Below are 19541 nucleotides of genomic sequence, written 5' to 3' on the forward strand. Positions count from 1 at the left end.
CGGAGGCCCTGGCCTCGGTCGAGGGCCCCGCCCAGGAGCGGCCGGACCGCCTGGAGCGGCTCGACCGGCTCGGCGGCGAGCTGGCGCCCGGCTACCCCGGCCGCGCCCACCGGGTCTGCGTCCTGGCCACCCGGCTGGCCGCGGTGCTGCGGATGGCCGACGACAGAGGGCTCACCTCCGGCCAGATCGCGGCCAGGGGCGAGGCGCTGCGCGAGCTCGACCGCGCCGTCCGCCGCGCCGTCGTCGCCGCCCACCACGCCATCTTCGAGCCGTCCAGGCCGTGACCCACGGGTGCTACGCCAGGCCGTGGCGCACGGCGTACAGGGCCGCCTGGGTGCGGTCCTGCACCCCCAGCTTCATCAGCACGTTCGACACGTGGGTCTTGACCGTCTTCTCCGCCACGGACAGGCTCCTGGCGATCTCCCTGTTCGACCGGCCGGCCGCGATCAGCGCCAGCACCTCGCGCTCGCGGTCGGTGAGCGGCGCGGGGCCGGGCGGCTGGGCGGCGGCGGGCTCGTGCGCGCCGTTGAGCATCGCCTCCGCCGCCTCCGGCGCCAGCAGCACCTGCCCCCCGTGCACGGCCCTGACCGCCTGGACCAGCGCGTTCGGGTCGACGTCCTTGTAGAGGAACCCGGAGGCGCCCGCCCGCATCGCCGGGCCCACGTCGGACCTGTCGGACACCGAGGTCAGCACGACGACCTTGGTGGTGGTGCAGGTGAGCCGCTCCAGCGCGCCCAGCCCGTCGAGCACCGGCATCTTCAGGTCCAGCAGCAGCACGTCGGGAGCCAGCTCACCGGCCAGCTCGACGGCCTGCGCGCCGTCGGCGGCCTCGCCGACGACCGTGATGTCCTCCTGCAGGTCGAGGAAGGTCCGCAGGCCCTGCCGCACCACTGGGTGATCGTCGGCGATCAGCACCCGGATCACACACCCACCTCCACGCGGACGGTTGTCCCCTTGTCGCGGGCCGAGACGACGGTCATGGCGCCGCCGACCGACTCCGCCCTGTCCTTCATCGACACCAGGCCCAGGCCACGCGACTCGGCCTGCTCGAAGCCGCTGCCGTCATCGCTCACGGTCAGCACGAGTTTGCCTGATTCGTCCGCCAGTCGTACCACGACATTTCCGGCGCCGGAGTGCCTGAGCGCGTTGTGCAGCGCCTCCTGGGCCACGCGCAGCAGGGCCACCTCGACCGCCGCCTCCAGCGGCGGCAGCTCCTCGCCCTCGAACGTGACCCGCGAGGGATGCAGCCGGTCGAGCATGCGCACGTGCTTGCGCAGCGTCTCGGCCAGCCCGTGCCGGTCCAGCTCGGCCGGGCGCAGCTCGACGATCACCGCGCGCAGCTCGGCCAGGGCCTCACCGGCGAGGCGCTGCACGCGTTCGAGCTCGGCGGCGGCCTTGTCGGGGGCGTTGGGCAGCATCACCCCGGCGGCCTGTGCGGACAGCCGCAGCGAGAACAGCTTCTGGGTGACGGCGTCGTGCAGCTCGCGGGCCATGCGGTTGCGCTCCTCCAGCATGGCCAGCTCGCGGCGCCGCTCGTACAGGCGGGCGTTGGTCAGCGCGATGGCGGCGTGCGCGGCGAACAGCGTCAGCAGGTCCTGGTCGGCCTCGGTGAAGCCGTCGGACGTGCGCTTGTTCGCCAGGAAGATGATGCCCAGCACCTGCTCGCCGTCGCGGATCGGGACGCCGAGGAAGTCCTTCATCACCGGGTGCGCCTTCGGCCACCACTCGAACCGGTCGTCCTCACGCAGGTCCGGCAGCCGCACCGGGGCGCCCTCGCGGAGCATCGCGCCGAGCATGCCGTGCTGGCGGGGCAGCGGGCCGATCGCGTCCCACTGCTTGTCGGTGATGCCCTCGGCGACGAACTCCGCGAACGAGCCGTCCTCGTCCGGCACGCCGAGCGCGGCGTAGCGGGCGTCCAGCAGACGCTGCGCCGACCGTACGATGACCTGCAGCACCTCGCGCACCGACAGGTGGCGGGTGACGGCGAGCACCGCGGAGCTGACCGCCTGCAAGATCTCGTCCCTGTCCGAGGCCACGGGACCACTCTAAGGTCCTAGGTCCAGGTGCTAGGTCCAAGTGCCCAGGCCGGGGCGGGGCTTCAGCCCGATGTACGGCCGCCGCGCCGTTCCTACCGTCGAAGACATGACGAACACCGCACTCATCACCGGCGCCTCCCGCGGCCTCGGCCTGGCCCTGGCGACGACGCTCGCCTCCGCCGGATGGGACCTCGTGCTCACCGCCCGTGGCGCGGCCGACCTCGAACAGGCCGCGGGCGGGCTCGGCGCCACCCTGATCCCCGGCGACGTGACCGACCCGGCGCACGTCGCCCGGCTCGCGAAGGCCGTGCCCGAGCTGGACCTGCTGGTCAACAACGCGAGCGGGCTGGGCGCGACGCCGCTGCCGCCGCTGGCGATCTACCCGCTGGAGGTGTTCAGGGACCTGCTGGAGGCCAACGTGACGGCTCCGCTCGCGCTGGTGCAGGCCACCCTGCCCGCGCTGCGGGCCGGCCGCGGAGCCGTCGTGAACATCACCTCCGACGCCGCCACCGGCGCGTACGAGGGCTGGGGCGGCTACGGCGCCACCAAGGCCGCGCTGGAGCAGCTCTCGAACGTGCTGGCCGCCGAGGAGCCCGACCTCGCCGTCTGGTGGGCCGATCCCGGCGAGATGAACACCCGCATGCTGGCCGACGCGGTCGGCGCGGAGGAGGCGTCGGCCGCGACGGACCCCGCCAAGGTGGCCGCCGCGCTCTACGACCTGGTCAGGGCCCGTCCGGCCAGCGGCAGGGTGAGCCTGCAATGACCGCCACCTTGGACTTCTCGCTGCCGGACACGCTCTCGGCGCACGAACCGCCCGAGGCCAGAGGGCTGACCCGCGACGCGGTGCGCCTGCTGCTCTCGCGCGGCGCCGCGGCGCCGTCCCACCACCGCTTCACCGACCTGCCCTCGCTGCTCGACCCGGGCGACCTGATCGTGGTCAACAACTCGGCGACGCTGCCCGCCGCGGTCCGGCTCGACCGGCTGGCCGTGCACTTCTCCACCGCTCGCGACGACGGCACCTGGCTGATCGAGCTGCGCCGCCGCACCTCCAAGGCGTCCGAGCCGTACGGCGGGGGCGAGGCGGGCGAGTGGCTGCCGCTGCCCGGCGGGGCCACGCTGCGGCTCATCGAACGCGAGACGCCGCGCCTGTGGCGGGCCCGCCTGGACCGCGACGTCGAGGCGTACCTGCGCGAGCACGGCCGGCCGATCCGCTACTCGTACGTGCCGGTCGACTGGCCGATCGACGCCTACCAGACCGTCTTCGCCACCGTGCCGGGCAGCGCCGAGATGCCGAGCGCGGGCCGGCCGTTCACCGCCGAGCTGGTGACGGCCCTGGTCTCGCGCGGCATCGGCGTCGCGCCGATCACCCTGCACACCGGCGTCGCCTCGCCCGAGAAGGACGAGCCCCCGTACGCCGAGCGGTACGACGTCCCGGCGGCCACGGCGCGGCTGGTCAACCTGACGCGGGCCAGCGGCGGGCGGGTGGTCGCGGCGGGAACGACCGTGGTGCGCGCCCTGGAGACGGCGGCGCGGGGCTCCCTGGTCAGGCCGTCCTCGGGGTGGACCACTCACGTCGTGACGCCCGAACGGGGGGTCAAGGTGGTGGACGGGCTGATCACCGGTCTGCACGAGCCGCGCTCCAGCCACCTGATGATGCTCACGGCCATCGCCACGCGCGAGCCGCTGGCGCGGGCCTACGAGGAGGCGCTGCGTGAGGGGTATCTGTGGCACGAGTTCGGCGACGCGCATCTGCTGCTGCGGTGATCCTCGTACGTGATCAGTGGGGTGCCCCTTGCTCTGCCGGTGGGGTGACCCTCGTGTGCGATCAATGGAGCGTGCCCAGTAGCCTGGCTCAATGTGGACCAGCGCACCCTCCTGATCACTCTGACCGGCCCGGACCGGCCCGGCGTCACGTCGCGGCTCTTCTCCGTCCTGTCCGGGTTCCCGGTGACCGTGGCCGACATCGAGCAGGTCGTCATCCGCGGCAGACTCACCCTCGGCGTGCTCGTCGCGTACGCGGGTGGCCCCTCCACCGGCACGGGCACCACGCTCGGCGCCATGTGGACCGCCGTCGAGCGGGTCGCGGAGGACCTCGGCCTTGAGGTCGAGCTGTCCACCGGCTCGCAGACCAAGGAGCAGCGCAGGCGCGGCCGCCTGTCGGTCAGCGTGCTGGGCGCGACGCTGGAGCCCGCCGCCATCGCCGGCATCGCCGGGCGCATCGCCGCCGCCGGGGCCAACATCGACCGCATCGAACGCCTCGCCCAGTGGCCCGTCACCTGCATCGAGCTGTCGGTCTCCGGCGCCGACCCGAGCGCGCTGCGCGTCGAGCTGGCCGCCGAGGCCGCGGCGCTGCACGTGGACGTGGCGGTCCAGCGCACCGGCCTGTCGCGGCGGGCCAAGCGGCTGGTCGTCATGGACGTCGACTCCACCCTCATCCAGGGGGAGGTCATCGAGCTGCTGGCCGAGCACGCCGGCTGCCTGGAGGAGGTCGCCCGGGTCACCGAGGAGGCCATGCGCGGCGAACTGGACTTCGCCGAGTCGCTGCGCCGCCGCGTGGCGCTGCTCGAAGGGCTGCCCGCCGAGGTGTTCGAGCAGGTGCGTCAGCAGGTCGTGCTCACACCGGGGGCCCGGACGCTCGTACGCACCCTCAAGCGCCTCGACTACCGCTTCGCCATCGTCAGCGGCGGCTTCACCCAGATCACCGACGCCCTGGTCGAGGACCTCGGCATCGACTACTCCGCCGCGAACGTCCTGGAGGTCGTCGACGGCCGCCTCACCGGCCGCGTGACCGGCGAGATCGTGGACCGGCCCGGCAAGGCCCGCGCGTTGGAACGCTTCGCCCGCGAGGCGCGCCTGCCGATCAGCCAGACGGTCGCCATCGGCGACGGCGCCAACGACCTCGACATGCTCGCCGCCGCCGGGCTGGGCATCGCCTTCAACGCCAAGCCGGTCCTCCGCGAGGCCGCCGACACGACGGTCAACACGCCCTACCTCGACTCGATCCTCTACCTGCTCGGGATCTCCAGGGACGAGGTGGAGGCGGCGGACGCCGAGGACACCGCGCTCACGCGGTAGCGTCCTTGGGGTCCCAGTGGGTGACCAGCTCGGCCTCGCCCGGCCAGAGGTCCACCCAGCCGGAGCGCGTACGGAACACCGCGAACGCCCCCGGCCGGAACCCGTAGTCGCCCCCGGCCAGCCCCAGCGCCAGCTCGTGCACGCCCGGATTGTGCCCGCACAGCACCACCGTGCCCAGCTCCGGATCGGTCAGCTTGAGCAGCGCCAGCAGCTCCTCCGGGTAGGCCAGGTACACGTCCCGCTCGTAACTGACCGCCACGCCCGGGAAGGCCAGCTCCACGGTGCGGCGGGTGCGCTCGGACGGGGAGCAGAGGATCAGGTCGGGCTCCACGCCGAGGGCCCTCAACTCGTCGCCGGCCCGCTGGGCATCGCGCTCGCCCCTGTCGGTCAGGGGGCGCTCCCGGTCGTCCAGGCCCGGGACCTGCGCGGCCTTGGCGTGGCGCAGCAGGATCAACGTACGCACGTGCTCATCCTTGTCGCTCATCCCTGTCGCTCATCCTCTCGTCGCCCAGACGCCCAGCGCGACGATCACGGCGATGATCGCCAGCATCGCCAGCAGGATGTAGGCCAGCGCCTTGCCGCCGCTGGACCGGTTGTCTTCCATCCGCCCAGTTTCCCACCAGGGGGTGAGGGTGACGCATCGGAGGGCCATGTCAGGGGGCGTGTCAGGGGGCGTGTCAGAGGGCTCGCATGCGAACGCCCGCTCCCCCACGACGTGCTGGGAGAGCGGGCGCTCGTCAGGTGTCAGGTCACACGATGTTCCGTATGGCGTCCGGTCACGAGGCGACCGGCTCGTGCTTCCTGTCGTTGTCGTTGTCGTTCTTGGCGGGCTCGCTCGTCGCGGAGCGCCGCTTGGAGACCAGGATGGCCCCCACCACGACGCCCACCGCGACCACGGTGACGCCGATCCGCAGCGGCGCGTTGTCCGCGTACATCACCACGGCGGGCGCAACCAGCAGGGCGACCAGGTTCATCACCTTGATCAGCGGGTTGATGGCCGGGCCGGCCGTGTCCTTGAACGGGTCGCCGACGGTGTCGCCGATGACCGTGGCCGCGTGGGCCTCGGAGCCCTTGCCGCCGTGGTGACCGTCCTCGACCAGCTTCTTGGCGTTGTCCCAGGCGCCGCCCGAGTTCGACAGGAAGACGGCCATCAGCGTGCCACAGGCGATCGCGCCGGCCAGGAACGCCCCCAGAGGCGCGTACCCGAAGGCGAAGCCGACGGCGATCGGCGTCATGACCGCCAGCAGGCCGGGCGTGGCCAGCTCGCGCAGCGAGTCACGGGTGCAGATGTCGACGACGCGGCCGTACTCGGGCAGCTCGGTGCCGTCCATGATGCCCGGCTTGGTACGGAACTGGTCGCGCACCTCGAACACCACCCGCATCGCGGCGCGTCCGACGGCCATGATCGCCAGGCCGGAGAACAGGAACACCACCGCCGCGCCGATCACCAGGCCGACCAGCACGTTCGGCTGGTCGATGCCCAGGCTGAACGTCCGGAAGGCGCCCAGCGCGCTCTTGACGGAGTCGCTGGCCGCCGTGAGCTGCGTCTCCACAGCGGTGCGGAACGCCCCGAACAGCGCGGTCGCCGCCAGCACGGCCGTGGCGATCGCGATGCCCTTGGTGATGGCCTTGGTGGTGTTGCCGACGGCGTCGAGGCTGGTCAGGACGCGCGCGCCCTCGCCCTCCACGTCACCGGACATCTCGGCGATACCCTGCGCGTTGTCGGAGACCGGGCCGAAGGTGTCCATCGAGACGATGACGCCGACCGTGGTCAGCAGGCCAGTGCCGGCCAGCGCCACCGCGAACAGCGCGATCGTCACGTTGCCGAAGCCCAGCAGGAACGCGCCGTAGACCGCGCCCGCGATGATCAGCGCCGAGTAGACGGCCGACTCCAGGCCGACGCTGATGCCGGCCAGGATGACGGTCGCCGGGCCGGTCGCCGAGCTCTCGCCGATCTCGCGCACGGGACGCCGGTTCGTCTCGGTGAAGTAGCCGGTCAGCAGCTGGATGGCGCTGGCCAGGACCAGGCCGATGAGCACCGCGCCGATGGCGATGAGCCGCGGGTTCGCGGTGGACTCGACGCCCGAACCGGTCAGCTCGCCGAAGGTGTCGGGCAGGTACCAGTACGCCGCCGCCGCGACCAGGACCGCGGAGATCCCGGCCGAGATGAAGAAGCTGCGGTTGATGGCGGCCATGCCGTTACGGTCGCTGTCGCGCAGCCTGGTGACGAAGATGCCGACGATCGCCGTCAGCACGCCGATCATCGGGACGATCAGCGGGAAGATCAGCCCCTGCTCGCCGAAGGCCACCTTGCCCAGGATGAGGCTGGCGACCAGCATGACGGCGTACGACTCGAACAGGTCGGCGGCCATGCCCGCGCAGTCACCGACGTTGTCGCCCACGTTGTCGGCGATGGTCGCCGCGTTACGCGGGTCGTCCTCCGGGATGCCCTGCTCGACCTTGCCGACCAGGTCGGCGCCCACGTCGGCGGCCTTGGTGAAGATGCCGCCGCCGACTCGCATGAACATCGCCAGCAGAGCCGCGCCGAAGCCGAACCCTTCGAGCACACCGGGCGCGTTGCCCTGGTAGATGAAGACGACGACCGCGGCCCCGAGCAGGCCGAGGCCCACGGTGAACATGCCGGCCACGCCGCCTGTACGGAAGGCGATGCGCATCGCGCGCTTCTCGCCCGCTTCACGCGCAGCGGCGGCGACGCGGACGTTCCCGCGCACGGCCAGCCACATGCCCATGAAGCCGGTCAGAGCGGAGAACACCGCGCCGACCACGAAAAAGATCGAGCGGCCGACCCGTACGTCGGTCTCGCCCGGTAGCAGGAGCAGAAGGAAAGGGATCACGACGACGAAGATCGCCAGCGTGCGGAACTGCCGCGTCAGATAGGCGGCGGCCCCCTCTTGTACGGCACGGGCGATGTTCTGCATGCGCTCCGTGCCCTGGTCGGCTGCCAGCACCTCGCGCACCAGGCCGCCGGCGACGGCTAGGGCGATCAGTGCGACCGCGGCGACCACGATCACGATGGTGAGATTGTTGCCGTTCAAGGCAAGATTGGACGCTGGCTCAGCAGCCAGCATGTGCCTAAACATCGTTCTCCTCGGCAAGACCGGTCGTCCTGCCCGGGCGGTGCTGCATAGATCGGCGGACTGGTGCGGCACCATCCGGGTTGTGGGTGCCGCTTCCAGTTGAGTCCGCAGTTTCGCCGGATCACCTTGGCCGGTCCCGGGAGTCTACGCAGCACATGCGCGGATATGAAGGCTCTGACGGTCGCTATTTGGCCACGCGTCCAGTAATCCCCTGCCAGCGGGCTGGTTTGCGATCCGACAGCCTTTATTTCCTCCGACTTACGGTCATGACGTGTCGCCGATAGAGCATGACCGAAACCCGCTTTGGATCGGTCCCACGGACATCGGGGCAGGTGCGGGCGGGCGGCTCGGGGAGGCTGGGGGTGTCGGCTCAGGGAAGCCATGGGTTTCGTGCGCACGTCACGGCGCCCGGCCCCGCATCACCGGAGGAGCGTGCCCCTGGACAGACGCCGGCCCTGGTCGGGGGGTGGGGGTTGGGCGGCCTGCCGTACAAAAAACTGCTTTTGGTGCGCAGGGGAGGCGCCGCAGGGGGCCGCACGCCGACGAACCGGCGCCAGCAGACCGGCGCCAGCAGACCGAAGCACTGTTGGGGCCGAAGCGCTGTTGGGCTGAGGCGCGCACTTTTGCGCTGTACGCTCGCGCACCCGCCAATCGCCACACACTCGCGCGCCTGCGGATCCACAGCAGCGCACACACGTCGGAGCGCCGCACATCCGCAGGCCAACGCGTCACACGCAGCACGACGCCCACCCCACCGGACTGCCGAACGCCACCAGGATCGCTGACCGTCCTCCGGCAGAAATGCTGGATCGCCTGGAGGCCTGGAGCGGCCCTCTCGCGAACAACCGTCGTCCACCGAACGACCGTCGTAACCCAGAGGGCCCTCACCCAGCGCGGCACAACAACACAGCAGCACACCGGCCGTGACACGGCGGTTCCTCGCACCACCGGTCACTATCAAAGCAGCCTGGAGCGTGAACGATCAGACCAGAACCCGCACAGCGGTCAGATCGGGGGATGGCCGTTGGTCGCGGCCGGCCAGCTCATCCGGATGCGCATCCCCTTGGGGCTGGGGAACACCTCCACGTCGTCGGCCAGCCCCGCGATCACCGCGATGCCGAACCCCGACATGAACGAGTCGGAGAGCATCCCCAGGTCAAGGGGCTGCTCCTGCTTGATCTCGTCACTGGGAGCCTGGTCGCTCACCGTGACCTCGAACCGTCCGGAATCGTCCTTCAGCTCGATGCGGATCGGCTCGCCCGGGCAGTGGGCGCGATGCGCCTCCACCGCCCGGGAACAGGCCTCACCGACGGCGAGCCTCACCTCGTCCAGCAGCGATTCCTCCACGCCGGTACGCCGGGCGATGGCCGTCGCGACCAGCCTGGCGGTCCGCACATGGGCGGGAAGAGCGCTGAATGTCAGCTCGACGGTAGCCATGACTACTTGTCTTTGCCGTGAGCTTCCTTGGCCTCGTCGACCGAAGCGTAGATCCCGAAGACCTTCGTGAGACCGGTGATCCGGAAGATCTTGAGAATGCGCTCCTGCGTGCACACCAGCTCCAGGGAGCCGTCGTGCGCACGAACCCGCTTGAGCCCCCCGACCAGGACCCCGAGGCCCGTCGAGTCGAGGAAGTCGACCTTCTCCATGTTGACGAGAAGGTGGAAGTTGCCCTTGTTCACCAGGTCGATGAGGAGCTCACGCAATCTCGGCGCCGTGTAGACATCGATCTCACCCTCGACCTCGACGATGGTGAGTCGGTCCTCGTTGTGGTGATCCAACTTCAGATCCACAGATCCTCCAGCGCCTCGCCTGCGAAAGTACCCTTGCGGGCCTGGCAGTCTGGAACAGTGCCCCAGACCATCTGACCCCGACGCGCGGCATTCAACCATGCGTCTTGCTTGTGTCTATACGAAATCACGATTCCCGGCGACTTTGCCCACGGATGCAGACTGGAAACAGTGACTTCCTCCGCTTCCTCCCCACACCGGCCAGGTCCACTCCTTCACCACCTGCTCGGCGTACCCGCACGTCATGAGCGCGTCACTCATGTGGAGCATGTTCCAGCACGTCAGGCGGGTCAAGTGGGATGGCCCAAATGGACTCCGGAACTCCTGGTTACGCGCTTGGCGAACCGCGGCATCCAGGGATTGTGGTCCCACCAGTACGAAGCCGCCGACTTGGCCCATCGTGGCCGAAACGTGATCATCTCCACTGGTACGGCGTCCGGGAAGTCGCTCGCGTACCTCACTCCGGCCGTCGCCACCTGCCTCGACGGCGGCACCGTGCTGTACCTCACACCCACCAAGGCCCTGGCCGCCGACCAGCTCCGCAGCCTCCGCGAGCTGCGCATCACCCAGCTCCGCGCGGCCTGCTTCGACGGCGACACACCCTTCGAGGAGCGTACGTGGGTCCGCCAGCACGCCAACTACGTCCTGACGAACCCCGACATGCTGCATCGCAGCATCCTGCCCCGGCACGCCCAGTGGTCCTCGTTCTTCCGCCGGCTGCGCCTGGTCGTCGTGGACGAGTGCCACGGCTACCGCGGCGTCTTCGGCTCGCACGTGGCCCAGATCCTGCGCCGCCTGCGCCGCGTCTGCGCCCGTTACGGCTCCCAGCCCGTCTTCATGCTGGCCTCCGCCACCGCCAGCGAGCCCGGCGCGTTCGCCATGCGGCTGACGGGGCTTGAGATGGCCGAGGTGACGTCAGATGCGTCGCCGAAGGGTGCGACCACGGTCGCGCTGTGGGAGCCGCCCCTGACGGACCTGCGGGGCGAGCGGGGGGCACCGGTACGCCGCACGGCCACGGCGGAGGCGGCTGACCTGCTGGCCGACCTCGTTCTCGCCGACATCCGCACCCTCGCCTTCGTCCGCTCCCGGCGCGGCGCGGAAACGGTCGCCCTGTCGGCCCGCGCGAAACTGGCGGACGTGGCGTTCTCGCTGGAAGGCGAACGCATCGGCGCAGCCATCGCCCAAGCCACCTACAACCAGAGCACTCACGACCAAGCCCGTCACGACCAGACCACTCAAGACCACGCGGCGGTCGGCGGCCAGGTCGCTCACGATCGAGCGGCCTACGACCAGATCCCGCCCTCTCACCCGACCGAGACACTCACCTCCTCACCTGCCCAGACGCCCGGAGCGTCTGCGCCCCCATCCGCTCAGCCGACCGAGGCGCCCGCTCCCTCACCGAGCCCCGCCCCCGACGCCTCCCACCCTCCTCTGCCGCAAACCCTCTCAACCGGCCCCAGCACGCCTGGCTCCCCCAATCCCCTCGGCTCCCCTCGCTTGCCCAAGACCACCGGCGGGCCCGGTGGGCCAAGCGGGTCCGGCGGCCTCGACCGGTCCGACCGGTCCGACTGGGCCGATCTCCCCGACCGCATCGCCGCGTACCGGGCCGGTTACCTCGCCGAGGACCGCCGACTCCTCGAAAAGGCCCTCCGCTCGGGCTCCATCATGGGCCTGGCCACCACGAACGCCCTCGAACTGGGCGTGGACGTCTCCGGCCTCGACGCCGTCCTGATCGCCGGCTGGCCCGGCACCCGCGCCTCCCTCTGGCAGCAGGCAGGCCGAGCCGGACGCGACGGCCAGGACGCGCTCGCCGTCCTCATCGCCAGGGACGACCCCCTCGACACGTACCTCGTCCACCACCCGCAGGCCCTTTTCGGCCAGCCCGTCGAGGCGATCGTGCTCGACCCCGACAACCCGTACGTCCTCGGCCCCCACCTCTGCGCGGCCGCCGCCGAGATCCCGCTGACAGACGCCGATCTGCCCGTCTTCGGCCCCACCACCCCGAACGTCCTGGACGACCTCGTCACCCAGGGCCTGCTCAGAAAGCGTCCCGCTGGCTGGTTCTGGACCCGACGCGAACGCGCCACTGACCTGGCCGATATCCGAGGCGGCGGAGGCTCCCCCATCCAGGTCGTGGAGTCCTCCACCGGCCGCCTGCTCGGCAGCGTGGACGAGCCGTCCGCCCACACCACCGTCCACACCGGCGCCGTGTACCTGCACCAGGGCGACACGTACCTGGTGGAGCTCCTCGACCTGGAAGCCGGGGTCGCCCTGGTGAGCGGCGCGGAGCCCGACTACACGACGTTCGCGCGTGACGTGACGGAGATCTCGGTGCTCGCCTCCCTGCGTTCGCGCGACTTCGGCCCCGGCAGCCTCCACTTCGGCGAGGTCGAGGTGACCAGGCAGGTGGTCTCGTACCTCAAGCGCCGCCTCTCCGGCGAGAACCTCGGCGACGAGCCCCTCGACCTCCCCCCGCGCACCCTGCGCACCCGGGCCGTCTGGTGGACACTCCCCGCCTCCGAAGTGGCCGCTCTGGCGGAGGAGGGCTTCGACCTGGGCGGCGCCGCCCATGCCGCCGAGCACGCCTCCATCGGCCTCCTCCCCCTGTTCGCCACCTGCGACCGCTGGGACATCGGCGGCGTCTCCACCGAACTCCACGCGGACACGGGCCTGCTGACGGTGTTCGTGTACGACGGCCACGAGGGCGGGGCCGGTTTCGCCGAACGCGGCCACGCCCGCGCGACCGAATGGCTCACGGCCACCCGCGAAGCCATCGCCTCCTGCGAGTGCGAACGCGGCTGCCCGTCCTGCATCCAGTCCCCCAAGTGCGGCAACGGCAACGACCCCCTGGACAAGCGCGGCGCCATCCGCCTCCTGGACACCCTGCTACGCCCCTGAACGACAAACAAGGCAAGCCCCACCAGTGAAGTGCGGCCCGGCAGCAGGAAACTGCCGGCCTGATGAACACAGTCGACAGAACCGGGGACGTTGACGCCCCTGCGACTGCCGGCGCTACCAGATGCAGTGTCATCAACAGAGCCGACGCTCCCGGCAGCCATCGCTGACAAGTGCACACCCCTGGGCATTGCCGGCGCCACCGGCCGCTGCCGGCGCCACTGGCCGCTGCTCGCACCGTCGAACATCGTGGACACCGCCGAACGGTGCAGCCCCCGCCGAACGGCGTTGATGAGCACAGAGCCAGGCATGCTCGGTTCATTGTCCGGCCGCTACTCTGCCCGAGCCCGCAACCGCAACGAACAGCACATACTCCCGCAAAGAGCCCCGACAGCGATCCTGACATCACGAACGACCACGCGAGCAATACCCACCACACGCAAGACGACCAGAAACGCAGCCGACGCACCCAACGCAGCCGTTCAGCTGTCTGCCTCCGGCATTCAGCTGTCGCCCCCGCGGTGGCGGTGACCGGCTAAGGCGTTCTCGTCCTCGTCAGCCGCCCAGAAGTCCACAGCTCCCGGCTGCGGACGCTCCCAGAAGCCACTGTCCTCCATGGATCGGGGCGACGGCGGCAAGTAGTCGTCCCACCGGTCCTCGATGCGCACGGCAGGCGGTACGACGGTCGCAGCCGACTCGGGCACCTCGGTGACAGCCGAGCTGGGCAGAGAGATCCACATGGGCTCCCTGCCTTCCGGGTCATCCTGATCAGGACGCTCTCGCTCGACGGCATCGGCGGACGCCGACTCGCGCTGGTCGATGGCCATCCATTCGTCCGGGTCAAAGCGCAGGTCGGCATCGCTCAGGTGGAGCGGGAGAGCGGCGCGCGGCCGCTCGGCCGCCGTCGCCTTGGCGCGATCGGGCTTGTTCGGCTCGGACGACTCGGACGCCAACCGTCCATTACGACCGTTCTGGCCAACCCGGTCAGTCTCACCCGCCCGACCGTCAGCCCCCGCTCGACCGATGGCCGCCGTCGAGCCGCTGGCCGCCATTGGACCGCTGACTGTCGTCGAGCCGTTGGCCGCTGTCGGGCCGCTGGCTGTTGTCGAATCAGGTCGGTCGGAGATCGGCTCCATCCGGGTCCGTTGACGACCTTGTTCAGGCGTTCGTACGTCGCCACGTACCGACGTCCCTTCGTCGGATGACCCGTCGGAGGCGCGGGCCAACTCGGGCATCGGCCTGGACCCATCAGTACGCTCTGACGACGCGGGAGGCAGTTCCGGCATCGGCATGCGCTGGGCCTGTGCCCGCAGGCGTTCGTCCTGCGCTCGTGGCCGCTCGCCCTGGGGCTGCGATCGATCGTCCTGGGACCGCGATCGGTCATCCTGCCCCTGCGCTGGTCCATACGGTGGCCGCGATCGGTCGTCCTGGCCTTGCGACCGTCCATACGGCGCCCGCGACGATCTTTCCGGTGTCCGCGATCGCCCCTCCGGCGTATCGGACGGACTCTTCGGCGTACGGGACTCATCGGCCGTACCAGAGCGATCGGACATGCGGAACTGAGCCGCAGCGTCTGTCCCCGCACCTGTGCCCGTCCCCGTACCCGTGCCCGTCCCTGCGCCTGTGCCTGTGCCTGTGCCCGTGCGGCGAGTTTCGTCAGGAGGTCGAACCTTGGTGACGGCCAGGACCACAGCGGGGCGCCGGCGCGGTGAGGTGGTGCCCGCCGAGCTGCTCGTGCTCTGCGGGCTCGTGCCTCCCGTGCTGGGCGAGGCGACGCTCACGACGGGCGTCGCCCTCGCGGCCGGGCTCTCCGTCGCTGACGCGGCGGCGAGGGAGCGGCGGCGAGCCCATGCCCCTGCATGTGCGGCCAGGAGCAGCAGGAGCAGGCCACCGGCGACGTACAGGCCGTACTGTCCGATGGTCCCGAACGAGGACTCCGACGACTGGGCCTTCACCGCGGTGTCTACCCCCGTGGACGCGTCGCCATTGGTCCCGTCCGGGGTCAGGCCGTCCGTCCTACCCGTGTCGCCGGTCGAGGCGGTCGGGATGGGCAGGTTGCCCTTGGGGTCGGTGTCGGGCATGGCCGGGAGGTTGTTCGTGCTCTTGGCCTTGCGAGTGGGAGCGGCCGTGGGCTGGGTCTGCCTGTTCGACAGCGTCGGCAGGGTCTCGACGCCCTTTCTGGTGCCCGCCTTCGGGTCCCTCTGCTTCGTGGCGGTCTTCTTCGGCTTGGCCGTTGGCGGTGCGGGGATGTTCACGTACGTGGCGCCGGAGTTGCCCGACCCGATCGACCCTCCGTCGCCGTCGCCCCGGAACGCCTTCACGGTGAACCCCACCCGCTGCCCTGCCGCCTTCGACGGCACCGCGAGCGTCGCCTTGCACGACGACCCGGAGCAGGCGCTGTCGGCGGGCAGTCTGCCCACGATGCCCGACAGTGTCGTGGCGACCTCGTACGACTGGAGGTCAGGCTCCGAGCCCTTGCTCCAGGTCACCACGATTTTCTCGTTCTTGCCGCTGCCCTGCAAAGCGGCGGAGACCCCACTCGGCGTCGCGGCCGGCCGTCGCAACTTGAACGTACTCGTCGCATAGGTGGAGTTGGTGATCTCTCCCTTGAGGATCACGTTGAAGGTGCCGTTGGGGGCGTCTCCCGGGTTGAACGTGCCGGAGATCGTCTGGTTCGCGCCGCCGCTGGCCACCTTCTGCCTGCTGGTTGACGGCCCCTCTACGTACACGCCCATGCTGAGCTGCATCACACCGGTATGCGCCGAGATCGACACCGAGCCGCTCGTGACCACCTGGCCGTCAGAAGGCGAGGTGATCTCCCCGGAGTCCGCGGCCTGCCGCGCCTCCACGGCGGCCTGAGCGGAGCCACCGAGCACGATGGACCCCGCCATGACCACCGTCACGATCATCGCTCTGCCAACCACCGTCACGACGCTTCCCTCCATAGAGAGCCTCGCGCCGCCTGACCACCCTGGGGCGGCACACGCGACGACCGGAAGTGCAGTTCCGCTCGGCCGATACAGATCACCGGCCGCCCCTGAATCCGCACCCTAGCGACTGCGGTCCGGCCTCTCCCAGACTTCGGTCACAGATGGCATGAACGCAGGGTAAGCGGAACCTTACGTGAGATATCCAACTCTTGGACACTGCGTCTAAGAAGTCGTGATTCGATTGCGACATAGCCCCGCCAGCCCCAGAAGCACCATTGTTCTTGAGCGCGAAAATTCGCCGCATTTTCATCATTGCCGCGTCTAATGAACAGCCGTTGCTGAAGCGTCGATTTATGCACCTGACCGGCGGTTAAGGACATGGTTGGTGTGTCTGGGCTGTCTGAACCGCCCGAACCGCTTGATTCACTCATCGGCTTGGCCTACTCGTCCGCCTGGCCTGCCCGGCCTGCCTGATCCGTCTGGCTTGCCTGATCTTCCTGGCTCACCTGATCTGCCTGGTTCTCGTTTGTGCCTGGGCCTGCTCGTGCTCTGCCGGTCAGGGTTCGTGGGCCTGCGCCGGGGAGGGTGATGGTGAGGGAGGTCCAGACGTCTGCGATCTCGCCGGTGATCGTGCATCGGAGGAGGTGGACGTTGTTCTTCTCGGCCACCGCTGTCGCCCTGGCGCAGGCAGCTTCCGGGTCGACTATGGCCAGCCGCGCCGCGGCCAAGGCGCTCAGGTCGGCGGCGTCATGCACGCGGTGGCGGGCGACGCGTACGGAGCCCACGGTGGTGAGGATCGTGGTGATCGCCATGAGCAGGCCCATGAAGGCAACACCCCATAGCGTCGCGGAGCCTCGGTCTGAGTGGCGGCTAGGAGTCGGCGAGGATAGCGCCAGTTCGCTTGGCTTAAGCGGCTCGCTCGCCCCAAGGAGTCTGCTCGGCTTACCGAGTCCGCTTAGTTCACCGAATCCGCTTGACTCATGGAGTCCGCTTGGCTCACGGAGTCCGCTTGGCGTGCGCGCTGTGCTCGCCTCACCTGCGGTACTCGGCTCACGTGCGGTACTCGGCTCACGTGCGGTGCTCGGCCTCCTCTGCGCACCTTCCGTGCTCGGCGTGGGCATCGCGCTTGAGGTAGGCGTCGTGCTTGGCATGAGCCCTGTGCCCGGCCTGGGCCCGATGCTCCGCGTGGTCTCCATGCCCGGCGTGGGCCCGATGCTCCGCGTGGTCTCCATGCCCGACTTGAGCCCGACGGTCTCCTTGGGTGCTGTGCTCTGTGTGCTGAGGAAACTTCGGGTGTTCGACGCGCTCAGCCGCCTCATGCTCTGGACCTCCTTCGGACGGGGTTATTGCAGCTCTCAGGGAGAAGTGGGCAGTGAGCGTGATGGAGGGGCTGTCCCTGCAGGTGGGTGGCCTTTTGCCGTCTCCCCTGACGGCGCTTTCAGCGCTTGGCTGACAGCCCCTCGCGTGTTGGTGCGTCTATTTGGGCGTGATGGGGTCTCAGCAATGTGAGTGAGTTGTTGGCTCATTGCCGTGGGGCCGAGGTCGCTTGTCTGCGGGGTTGAGGCGTTTGCTCGCGCGTGCCGGTGTCTTCGCGCATACACGTCGATGCGTAGGGCGGCGGATCGTGCGCGGTGATGTGGGGGCTCGCCTCAGGTGGAGTTCGAGGCTGCGTGGTGGTGGTTCAGGATTCGGTGTCGGCGGTGGCGGAGGCTGCGACTTGTACGGGAGGGAGGGACGCGCCCCAGGGTGGGCGCACTGCCACTGAGATCTTTACGTTGGTGGTCGCTGAGGTGCGCGTGACGTCCACTTGCGCGGTGGGGGTTGTGGCTGAGCGGGCTAGTTGGCGTACTTCGTCCAATGGCTCGCCTCTCGCGGCGGCTCTTGCTGCGGCGCGGGCCGCGTCTACGCATTCCAGTTGAACGCCGACCGCTTGGATTGCCCACAGTGCGGCGGCGAGGACGACCATGAAGGCCGGTAGGACCATGGCGGTCTCGGCGGTTACCGAGCCTCGTGATGCCAGCGGCTTCGCGCGCTTGGAGGTCGTCGGCGATGGGTGGGTCATCCGGCGGTTTTGAGTGCCTTGTCGATGAGGCTGGAGAGCATCTCCTGCACCTCTGGACTGCTGACCACCTTGAACAGGAGCGCCGCGAAGGCACAGGCGGCGATCGTGCCCACTGCGTATTCGGCGGTGGACATGCCTCGGTCGCGATCCTGGCCCGTGCAGCGGGTCCATCTGTCGATGAGCCAGTTGTGGGGGTGAGGGGTTGGGCTGGGCGGGTTGGTGGTCGGGTGGGACTTGTGTCGGTGCTCCGGTTGGCCTTGAGGGGGTACTTGGTGGTCTTGGGCGGGGGGTGCGGTGGGGGGTGGGCTGGTTGCCGGGGCTTGCATGGTGCCTCCAGATGGTTGGGCTGTTGGGCCGGGGTTCGTCCGGCGTGGTCCAAGGGTGACTGAGGGTGGGGTGCGGCCGTTGCCCCGAACGGAGTTCTGTGGATAAGCGCTGGGGAGGAGCTGAGGCTGTGCGTTGGGACTTTGAGATTGGGTGGGCTGTGCGTTGAGATCGGGGTGAGTGGTCGTCAGGAGTGGTCGGCGCGGTCTCTTGGGCGGGATGGGGCTGGGAGGAGGAAAGGCGTTGAGGCTCCGTGCGGGGATTGAGGAGCGGGGAGCGTTGAGGCTCTCAGGCGGGGACTGTGGCTCGTTGGGTGCGGGGATGGACAGGTGTGCGGCCTGGGTGCGGATGGGGCGTCTCTGGTGGTCGGGATGCCGCCGTTCGGTGGGCTGTGGGGTTACGGGATGGTGATCGTGGCGGCCAGGCCCGCGACTATTGGGATGATGCCGAGCAGGACGAAGGCGGGAAGGAAGCACAGGCCGAGGGGTGCTACTGCCTTCACGCCGACGCTCCTGGCAGCCGCTACCGATGCGGCGCGGGTGGTTTCGCGGGCGTCGTCGGCCAGGCGGGTCAGTACGTCCGCCACAGGGGCTCCTGTTTGGGCCGCTCTGCTCATCGCTCGTGACAGTTGGCCGGTGGCGGGGTCGCGGGCCAGGAAGGCCCACGTGGGCTCGGGGTCGGCGCCCAGGCGGAGTTGACGGCTCACCCAGGACAGACGTTCGCCCAGCGGGCCTGCGATCGCGTTGGCGGCGATCTCCGTGGCGGCGCTCACTGGTTGTCCGGCGAGGAGGCAGGCTGCCATCAGGTCAGCGGCGAACGGCAGGTCGGCGGCTATTTGTGCGCTGGCTCGGCGGGCTGCTGGGTCCTCGCGTCGGTGGAGGACTGTGCCGACTATCAGAGCGATGGGGATGGCGGCTACCGGGCCCGCCATGCCTCCGATGAGGGCGGCTGTGAGCAGGGCTGTGGTGGCGGCTCCGATGATCGTGCGGCGGTTGATGGGGCGACTGCTGGCGAGACGACTGTTGGTCGGATGATCGTTGATGGAACGGCTGCTGGTGGGGTCGCGGGTTGAGGTCGGGGGGTTGTCGAGCCAGCTTGGGGTGGGGGCTGGTCCGGGGGGTGAGTTGTTGGCGTTCTGGTGGGGTGGGGCGTGGGGTGCTGATTGCGGCTCTGTGGGCGGGGTCGTCGGGCGTTTTGGTGGTGGGGGTAGGAGGTGGGCCAGGCGTTCGGAGGGGGTTGTGGGGGAGATCCACAGCCAGGTGGCGGTGCAGGCGCAGATTGCGGAGAGAAGGACGAGCATTGCGGTCCGTTCGTCGGTCGAGGTGGCCAGCTTG

Annotated in this window: 16 protein-coding genes; 5 read left to right on the forward strand and 11 right to left on the reverse strand. The window is 69.8% G+C overall.

Annotated elements, in window-relative coordinates; genetic code table 11:
• Positions 1–284, forward strand: a 284-nt coding sequence (locus KME77_RS23805; protein WP_504739338.1) for an Rv1486c family protein, incomplete at its 5' end; no start/stop codon positions are given.
• 10 nt (positions 285–294) lie between these two features.
• Here the strand turns inward: KME77_RS23805 and KME77_RS23810 are convergent.
• Together KME77_RS23810 and KME77_RS23815 are read right to left on the reverse strand one after the other, a co-directional pair.
• Positions 295–924, reverse strand: a complete 630-nt coding sequence (locus KME77_RS23810; RefSeq protein WP_308250860.1) for a response regulator — start codon at positions 922–924, stop codon at positions 295–297.
• Positions 921–2036, reverse strand: coding sequence for a GAF domain-containing sensor histidine kinase (locus KME77_RS23815; protein WP_219471159.1), 1116 nt, complete (start codon positions 2034–2036; stop codon positions 921–923). Before KME77_RS23815 ends, KME77_RS23810 begins: the two co-directional genes overlap by 4 nt.
• A 106-nt stretch (positions 2037–2142) precedes the next feature.
• Here KME77_RS23815 and KME77_RS23820 point away from each other — a divergent pair, with 106 nt between their 5' ends.
• From KME77_RS23820 to serB, 3 genes are all read left to right on the forward strand, one after another.
• Positions 2143–2799 (forward strand): SDR family NAD(P)-dependent oxidoreductase, encoded by a 657-nt coding sequence (locus tag KME77_RS23820; RefSeq protein WP_219471160.1) that lies wholly within the window; start codon positions 2143–2145, stop codon positions 2797–2799.
• Positions 2796–3800: an S-adenosylmethionine:tRNA ribosyltransferase-isomerase gene (locus KME77_RS23825; protein WP_219471161.1), complete on the forward strand. Its 1005-nt coding sequence runs from the start codon at positions 2796–2798 to the stop codon at positions 3798–3800. The genes KME77_RS23820 and KME77_RS23825 overlap by 4 nt, the downstream gene beginning before the upstream one ends.
• 93 nt (positions 3801–3893) lie before the next feature.
• Positions 3894–5111 (forward strand): phosphoserine phosphatase SerB, encoded by a 1218-nt coding sequence (gene serB, locus KME77_RS23830; protein WP_219471162.1) that lies wholly within the window; start codon positions 3894–3896, stop codon positions 5109–5111.
• On the opposite strand, the gene KME77_RS23835 is transcribed toward serB, so the two are convergent.
• From KME77_RS23835 to KME77_RS23850, 4 genes are all read right to left on the reverse strand, one after another.
• On the reverse strand, positions 5101–5595 hold the full coding sequence (locus tag KME77_RS23835; protein ID WP_246610623.1) for a SixA phosphatase family protein: 495 nt from the start codon (positions 5593–5595) through the stop codon (positions 5101–5103). The two genes, serB and KME77_RS23835, sit on opposite strands and share 11 nt — an antisense overlap.
• A 292-nt stretch (positions 5596–5887) precedes the next feature.
• A complete protein-coding gene (locus tag KME77_RS23840; RefSeq protein WP_372451216.1) occupies positions 5888–8212 on the reverse strand; it encodes a sodium-translocating pyrophosphatase in 2325 nt (774 codons plus the stop codon).
• Positions 8213–9214: 1002 nt separating this feature from the next.
• Entirely contained in the window at positions 9215–9646 is a 432-nt protein-coding gene (locus KME77_RS23845) for an ATP-binding protein (RefSeq protein ID WP_219471164.1), read from the reverse strand.
• 2 nt (positions 9647–9648) lie between these two features.
• Positions 9649–9999, reverse strand: coding sequence for an STAS domain-containing protein (locus KME77_RS23850; protein WP_020542579.1), 351 nt, complete (start codon positions 9997–9999; stop codon positions 9649–9651).
• 219 nt (positions 10000–10218) lie between these two features.
• On the opposite strand from KME77_RS23850, the gene KME77_RS23855 reads away from it, so the two are divergent.
• Entirely contained in the window at positions 10219–12894 is a 2676-nt protein-coding gene (locus KME77_RS23855) for a DEAD/DEAH box helicase (RefSeq protein WP_504739339.1), read from the forward strand.
• 500 nt (positions 12895–13394) lie between these two features.
• Here the strand turns inward: KME77_RS23855 and KME77_RS23860 are convergent, their stop codons facing one another.
• The 5 genes from KME77_RS23860 to KME77_RS30400 all read right to left on the reverse strand — a co-directional run bounded on the left by KME77_RS23860 (position 13395) and on the right by KME77_RS30400 (position 19507).
• Positions 13395–15821 (reverse strand): hypothetical protein, encoded by a 2427-nt coding sequence (locus tag KME77_RS23860; protein ID WP_219471166.1) that lies wholly within the window; start codon positions 15819–15821, stop codon positions 13395–13397.
• Between the two features lie 440 nt (positions 15822–16261).
• Positions 16262–17140: an Rv3654c family TadE-like protein gene (locus KME77_RS30020; protein ID WP_308250862.1), complete on the reverse strand. Its 879-nt coding sequence runs from the start codon at positions 17138–17140 to the stop codon at positions 16262–16264.
• 362 nt (positions 17141–17502) lie between these two features.
• Positions 17503–17883 carry a TadE family type IV pilus minor pilin gene (locus KME77_RS23870; protein WP_219471168.1) on the reverse strand — a complete coding sequence of 127 codons (381 nt, stop codon included), beginning with the start codon at positions 17881–17883 and terminating at the stop codon, positions 17503–17505.
• Positions 17880–18017 (reverse strand): DUF4244 domain-containing protein, encoded by a 138-nt coding sequence (locus KME77_RS30555; RefSeq protein ID WP_246610624.1) that lies wholly within the window; start codon positions 18015–18017, stop codon positions 17880–17882. Before KME77_RS30555 ends, KME77_RS23870 begins: the two co-directional genes overlap by 4 nt.
• Positions 18018–18604: 587 nt before the next feature.
• Complete coding sequence (locus tag KME77_RS30400) at positions 18605–19507, reverse strand: type II secretion system F family protein (RefSeq protein ID WP_308250863.1); 903 nt, start codon at positions 19505–19507, stop codon at positions 18605–18607.
• Positions 19508–19541 lie beyond the last annotated feature (34 nt).

It is taken from the genome of Nonomuraea rhizosphaerae (assembly GCF_019396405.1).
Lineage (GTDB): Bacteria > Actinomycetota > Actinomycetes > Streptosporangiales > Streptosporangiaceae > Nonomuraea > Nonomuraea rhizosphaerae.

Coding starts and splice junctions, on each gene's coding strand:
- KME77_RS23840 (WP_372451216.1), bottom strand. CDS start 8,212: ATGTTTAGGCACATGCTGGCTGCTGAGCCAGCGTCCAATCTTGCCTTG.
- KME77_RS23835 (WP_246610623.1), bottom strand. CDS start 5,595: ATGAGCGACAAGGATGAGCACGTGCGTACGTTGATCCTGCTGCGCCAC.
- KME77_RS23845 (WP_219471164.1), bottom strand. CDS start 9,646: ATGGCTACCGTCGAGCTGACATTCAGCGCTCTTCCCGCCCATGTGCGG.
- KME77_RS30555 (WP_246610624.1), bottom strand. CDS start 18,017: ATGTCCACCGCCGAATACGCAGTGGGCACGATCGCCGCCTGTGCCTTC.
- KME77_RS30020 (WP_308250862.1), bottom strand. CDS start 17,140: ATGAGGCGGCTGAGCGCGTCGAACACCCGAAGTTTCCTCAGCACACAG.
- KME77_RS23870 (WP_219471168.1), bottom strand. CDS start 17,883: ATGACCCACCCATCGCCGACGACCTCCAAGCGCGCGAAGCCGCTGGCA.
- KME77_RS23825 (WP_219471161.1), top strand. CDS start 2,796: ATGACCGCCACCTTGGACTTCTCGCTGCCGGACACGCTCTCGGCGCAC.
- KME77_RS23820 (WP_219471160.1), top strand. CDS start 2,143: ATGACGAACACCGCACTCATCACCGGCGCCTCCCGCGGCCTCGGCCTG.
- KME77_RS30400 (WP_308250863.1), bottom strand. CDS start 19,507: ATGCTCGTCCTTCTCTCCGCAATCTGCGCCTGCACCGCCACCTGGCTG.